Annotated in this window: 5 protein-coding genes, 2 tRNA genes and 1 rRNA gene; all 8 read right to left on the reverse strand. The window is 37.5% G+C overall.

The genetic code is table 11. The features are described 5' to 3' along the window. Positions 1-30 precede the first annotated feature (30 nt). The 8 genes from N2259_03290 to N2259_03325 all read right to left on the reverse strand — a co-directional run bounded on the left by N2259_03290 (position 31) and on the right by N2259_03325 (position 6,230). Complete coding sequence (locus N2259_03290) at positions 31-837, reverse strand: C39 family peptidase (protein MCX7779236.1); 807 nt, start codon at positions 835-837, stop codon at positions 31-33. Then, positions 834-2,477: a CTP synthase gene (locus N2259_03295; GenBank protein ID MCX7779237.1), complete on the reverse strand. Its 1,644-nt coding sequence runs from the start codon at positions 2,475-2,477 to the stop codon at positions 834-836. The genes N2259_03290 and N2259_03295 overlap by 4 nt, the downstream gene beginning before the upstream one ends. Beyond that, the gene (locus N2259_03300; protein ID MCX7779238.1) at positions 2,474-3,058 is read right to left on the reverse strand and encodes a DNA-3-methyladenine glycosylase; all 585 of its coding nucleotides are present in this window, start codon (positions 3,056-3,058) and stop codon (positions 2,474-2,476) included. The genes N2259_03295 and N2259_03300 overlap by 4 nt, the downstream gene beginning before the upstream one ends. A gap of 31 nt (positions 3,059-3,089) precedes the next feature. Next, positions 3,090-3,163: transfer RNA gene (locus N2259_03305), tRNA-Val, on the reverse strand. Positions 3,164-3,188: 25 nt separating this feature from the next. Beyond that, positions 3,189-3,262: transfer RNA gene (locus N2259_03310), tRNA-Ile, on the reverse strand. A 289-nt stretch (positions 3,263-3,551) separates the two neighbouring features. Then, positions 3,552-5,056, reverse strand: a 16S ribosomal RNA gene (locus N2259_03315). Between the two features lie 326 nt (positions 5,057-5,382). Then, a complete protein-coding gene (locus N2259_03320; protein MCX7779239.1) occupies positions 5,383-5,679 on the reverse strand; it encodes a nucleotidyl transferase AbiEii/AbiGii toxin family protein in 297 nt (98 codons plus the stop codon). Positions 5,680-5,936: 257 nt separating this feature from the next. Beyond that, a complete protein-coding gene (locus tag N2259_03325; GenBank protein MCX7779240.1) occupies positions 5,937-6,230 on the reverse strand; it encodes a hypothetical protein in 294 nt (97 codons plus the stop codon). Positions 6,231-6,398: the final 168 nt, after the last annotated feature.

Here is a 6,398-nt window from a genome sequence, read left to right on the forward strand (position 1 = left end):
GACAATCTTTGCTTTTTCTAATTTTATTGATTATTTTTCAATCACAAGTACCGTCTTTTCACCTTCTAAAATATCTTTGTCTTCACCTGGCCAATCATGGATCGCTTGATAAAGTATTTCTGATGGATAGGAAAATTTTTCACCCCGTTTTGTTCCCGGGTCATTGGTGATGATTCTATCCTTGGTATAACCGCGGGCTACCAACATGTGATAATAAGGACCAGGTTGACGGTAATAAGGATTTTTTAAAAGTCGACCGGCGGTAGGAATAATAATAGGATTTCCTTTTGATAGTTCTTTTTTAATTTCCTCAATAGTTATTTTATCTAAAATTCTTATTTTTTGCCAGCCATAATATTCTTTAGCTAATTTACCAACTTCTGCTATGGTTAAATCTTTATGAGCGCCCCAATTTTTTATCTGCCAAGCCACCAAGTCTTGGATTTCCTTTTCCGCTATCTCTTTAGTTAATTTTTCTCCCTTGAGAAAATAATGGACCATTATCAAGGCTGCTTCTTCGCAAGCATTATTATGCAACTCATCCCAAATCGCTGTTGGTGCTTGAGGAACAAAAGACATTGGTAAATCAAATTTTTCCGGTAAAATTTGAGATTCGGGAATATTTTGATTTTCTGTATTTATCAGTATTTCTTCCTCATTTTGAACTTCCAGATTAAAAGTTTTCTGGATCTTTGTTTCTTTATTTTTTTGATTTTCTATTTTAGAAGGTCGTCCCAAGAAGAAGACGATGAAAATCTGGTAGCTTATCAAACCAACCAACGAGATAATGCTAATAATGGCAAAAAATTTTTTTATTCTCTCTGCTTTTAATTTCATCTTTTTATCTTTATAGCCGTTCTTATAAATTCTTTAAATAAAGGATGAGGCGAGAGCAATCTTGATTTAAATTCCGGATGAAACTGAGTGGCTAAGAAAAAGGGGTGATTTTTTAGTTCAATCATTTCCACTAAATTTGATTGAGGGTTAAGACCAGAAAAAACCAACCCCTTTTTTTCTAAAATTTCTCTAAATTGATTGTTGACTTCATAACGATGGCGATGACGTTCAAAAATAATTGGCTTTTTATTTTTTTTATTACCAAAATAAGCCCGATAAGCTAAAGTTTTTTCTTTTATTAAACACGGATAAACGCCCAGTCTCATACTGCCACCGTAATGTGATTTTTGAATATTTTTAATTTGTTCTGGCATTAAATCAACAACAGGATATTTAGTCTTTGGATTAATTTCTGTCGAATGAGCATCTTTAAAACCAGCGACATTTCTTGCGAACTCAACGACAGCTAACTGTAAGCCGAAACAGAGACCCAGAAAAGGGATTTTATTTCTTCGACAATAGGAAATAGCTTTTATTTTTCCCTCTGTTCCTCGTGAGCCAAAGCCACCAGGAACAATTATTCCGTGATACTCCTTCAATTCTTTTAACACTCTCGGATTACCTTCATATTTTTCTGAATCAAGCCAAATAATTTTTGGTTTTCTTTTAAAAAACCACGCTGCATGTTTAATGGCTTCAATAACTGAAAGATAAGAGTCAGTTAAAGTAAATTCGCCGGTGGCAAAGTATTTACCAACTATCCCAATTTTTACTTCCTTTTTTACTGTTTTAATAATTTTTACTAAACGAGACCAATTTTTCAAACCTCTCTTTTTTATTGGCAGTTTAAACTTTCTCAAAATTTTCGTACCCAACCCTTCCTTTTCAAAATTTAAAGGAATTTCATAAATTGACTCAACGTCTGGGGCCGAAATAACATCTTCTTCTCGTAGATTACAAAAAATAGAAAGCTTTTTTCTCCTCGGTTGATCTAAAGGAAATTTTGCCCGACACAAAATAATATCTGGTTGAATGCCGGCTTCGTTGAGTAGGCGAACAGCTTGTTGACTTGGCTTGGTTTTCATCTCTCCTAATTTTTCTGGAATGGGTAAATAAACAACTAGAATAAAGAGAACACTTTTCGGTTTGTCTAAATGCATCATTCTCGCTGCTTCTAAATAAAGAGCATTTTGATATTCACCAACCGTGCCACCAATTTCAACTAAAACAAAATGAGCTTTAGTTTTTTTAGCCACCCCCTCTATTCTTCTGATAACTTCTTCGGGGATATGAGGGATAGCCTCGACACATTTACCGCCGTATTCTAATCTTCTTTCTCGATGAATGACCGTTTCGTAAACTCGGCCAGTCGTTAGATAATTATCTGAATAAATATTTTCATTTAAGAATCTTTCATAAGTGCCTATATCTTGATCGGTTTCATCGCCATCTTCCGTGACAAAGACCTCACCATGTTCAGTTGGGTTCATTGTTCCAGCATCAACATTGAGATAAGGATCAATTTTAATAGCTGTCACTCGATAGCCGTATGATTTTAGAATTAAAGCAAGAGAAGCAGTGGCTGTTCCTTTACCTACCCCAGAAAGAACGCCACCAATGATAAAGATATAGCGCGTCATATTTTTGAAACAAAAGGATTGTTTTTTAGATAAAATCTTAGTTTTCTATTGGCCCAATACCGGCCGGCATAATCAATGCCAATTCTTTTGCTCATTGCTATCTCTTCTCTTTTTATTTTTATCCCACAATCTTCTAACCAAATTCTTTGACTCTTGATTAAATCTTCACCATAAAACGATTGATTTAGTTTTAACCACTGACATAATTTGCCTGGTCCATTAGTTATTTTTTTCTTGTTTAAAGTTTTGTTTTTTATCATAACAGGTTCAAGAGCGCGAATCAAGATGCATCTTGGCAAACCAGCTTTTTCTGTCGAGATATTTAATTGCCAATACAGACCATAGACTAAATAAATATAAATATGTCCACCGATTAGATATTCAGCCTTATTTCTGGTTGTTTTTTTCATTCGATAACCATGAGAAGCTTTGTCTTGTGGACCAAGATAAGCTTCAGTTTCAACAACTTTTCCAGCTAAAATTTTATTTCCAAATTTTCTGACTAAAAATTTTCCTAAAAGATCTTTCGCCACAATCAAAGTTGGGCGGGTAAAAAAATTTCTTGTTAATCTTTTTTTCATTGCTAACCTTGAAATCTTTTTAATAAAAAAATGGGCGGTAGTGGATTTGAACCACTGACCTTTACGATGTCAACGTAACGCTCTAACCAACTGAGCTAACCGCCCAAAAATAAAACAAAAATTTATAAAGTGGGTGTGGGTGGACTCGAACCACCGACCTCTTCATTATCAGTGAAGTGCTCTAACCAACTGAGCTACACACCCCTCTTAGAAATTCAAAATTCAAATTTCAAAATGCAAAATTATAAATTAAAATTTATATTAATCAATTTTTTTATGGTTGTCAATGGTGAATTGTTTTAATTATTATAAAAAATAAGAATAAAAAAATCAACCTCTAAGAAGGTTGATTTTTATCCATTCATAACCAATTCCATAAATTGATAATCCTTGACAACTAAAAAGTGATTAGGAAAGACGTTTCCGCTGAAAGAATTTCTCCTCACGGAGAGTCGACCTTCTCTTTACCCCTGAAGGGTAAAGAAAAAATTTAAAATGAGGTAATTCACCGACAGCTTCCGCTACCGGTGCCTTGTTACGACTTAGCCCCTCTCACCGGTCTTACCTTATTCCCACTTCTGTGGGCTTTCGGGTACTACCGGCTCGCTTGGCTTGACGGGCGGTGAGTACAAAGCCCGAGAACGTATTCACCGTGGCAAGGCTGATCCACGGTTACTAGCGATTCCAGCTTCATGAGGTCGAGTTGCAGACCTCAATCCGAACTGAGACCGGATTTGATGGGTTTGGCTCCGCCTTACGGCTTAGCGTCCCTTTGTTCCGGCCATTGTAACACGTGTGTCGCCCAGGGCATAAGGGCCATGCTGATTTGACGTCATCCTCACCTTCCTCCAGCTCATCGCTGGCAGTCTCTTTAGAGATCTCCAAATAAATGGAGCAACTAAAGACAAGGGTTGCGCTCGTTTCCCCACTTAAGGGTACACCTCACGGCACGAGCTGACGACAACCATGCAGCACCTGTGCTGGCTTCCGTCTTGCGACGGATCATCACCCTTTCGGGTTCTTACTACCAGCATGTCAAACCCTGGTAAGGTTCTTCGCTTATCGTCGAATTGAACCACATGTTCCACCGCTTGTGCGGGCTCCCGTCTATTCCTTTGAGTTTTAGCCTTGCGGCCGTACTTCCCAGGCGGGATGCTTAACGCGTTAGCTTATTTCATCGACACTGGAAGGGTCGACACTTCCAATGTCCAGCATCCATCGTTTAGGGCGTGGACTACAAGGGTATCTAATCCTTTTTGCTCCCCACGCTTTCGTGCCTCAGCGTCAGGGCCGTTCTAGCAAGCTGCCTTCGCTTTCGGTGTTCCTGCCGATATCAACGGATTTTACCCCTCCACCGGCAGTTCCGCTTGCCTCTCCCGGCCTCGAGCTAGCCAGTTTTCTCGGCTGTTTCTCTGTTGAGCAGAGAGATTTGACCGGGAACTTAACTAGCCGCCTACGCACACTTTACGCCCAGTAAATCCGGATAACGCTTGGACCACTCGTCTTACCGCGGCTGCTGGCACGAGTTTAGCAGGTCCTTATTCAACTGGTACCATCACTTTAAGGTTTTTCCCAGCTAAAAGAAGTTTACATCCCGAAGGACTTCATCCTTCACGCGGCGTCGCTCGTTCAGGCTTTCGCCCATTGACAAATATGCTCGGCTGCTGCCTCCCGTAGGAGTCTGGGTCGTGTCTCAGTCCCAGTGAGGCGGGTCATGCTCTCACACCCGCTACCCGTCATCGGCTTGGTAGGCCATTACCCTACCAACTACCTGATAGGCCATAAGCCAATCACCGAGCGGATTACCCCTTTACTCTGACGAGACTATTGGGTATTAGCCCCGCTTTCGCGGGGTTATGCCCATCTCGGTGGTATGTACCAATGTGTTACGCTCCCGTTTGCCACTAACCTTGCGTTTTCACACAAGGTCCGTTCGACTTGCATGCCTTAGACACGCCGCCAGCGTTCATCCTGAGCTAGGATCAAACTCTCTGTAGAAAACGTCTTTCCTTAAATCACTTTTTAGTTGTCAAAGAACTTTGAAAACAAATCGCGGAAACCAACCTGGATTTCCACTAAAAATCAGTATTTCTAGAATTGTGTTGGTTTCACGACATTTGTTTAGAATTAAAATTTAAATTAGAAATATTATAAAAGAAATAAAACAATTGTCAACTGTGGATAAGTATCTTTTGCCTGTTTTCATTTCTTACCCTGTTTTTTTTATTTTGGTTTTGATTTACCGGTTTCTAGTCTTGCCTGATGACTGAACAACGATAACCAACAACTAAAAACTATCAACTATTTTCTAACTTTATTTTTTTTTAGATTAATTTTCTAACTTCCCTAATAAAAAATGATTTCACTGTGGGCCAAGAAATTCTTTTTAACATTCTTGGTAGAGGTTCTTTCTCTGCTTCTTTAAAGTAAACCAGGCTTTTTAAAATATGCATTAAATTAAAATCAACACTTTTATACTTCTTAGCAAAAATTTTTAAAAGTCTTTTAAGGCTTATTTTTTGACAGATAAAATAAAGATCAATGAAGTCTTTCTTACTGCCACGACTAGAAACAGCATCTAGTTTCATACAGGCAATATCTCGCCAATCAGCAACTTTGATTTTTAAAAAATTCTTAAGCGGAAATAATAATGGGTAGGGATAAAATAGAAAACTAACTCTGGTTAGACGAAATATGCCATGAACAGTGCCCCCCTTTTGATTTTAAAGAAAATTTCCCTATTTTTTTAATTGGACAATCAAAATTTCTGGCTGAAATTCTTTCTGAGTAAAAAAATCTAGATCTAAAGACTGACGATGGTTAATTTGTAAGGCTAAACCAGCCAGCCGCTAAATAAAAATTTTTCAAAATTGAAACTTTACTCAGTATGGCCAAATTTTGTTTTGTCTGATTTGAGATGACTTTTTGAACATATTTTATCAAGGCCGAAAATTAAAGACCAAAAATTGAAACTTTTATCATCCAAAGAACGACTGGAAACAATAGCCTTTTTTATTTCATTTTTAGAAAATTGCCTTTTTATCCATTTAATAGCCCTTTCGTCACCATAATTTAAAATCCGAGTCAAAATAAATTGGCCATATTTTTTGAGATCTAAATTTTGAAAATCAGTATCCCAAAAATATGATTGTAAAAATTTTGGCAGAGCCATAACTTAAAATGGAAATTTTAAATTTTCATTTTTAATTTCTCTCGCCACTCTTTTATTTTCTGATGATTTCCTGATAACAACACTTTTGGCACTTTCAGGACTTTTATTCTACCAAATTTATCTTTAATTGTCAAGATGGCTGGCCGAGTATATTGAGGATATTCACGA

The organism is Patescibacteria group bacterium, from assembly GCA_026417895.1.
GTDB lineage: Bacteria > Patescibacteriota > Patescibacteriia > UBA2591 > CALHIP01 > CALHIP01.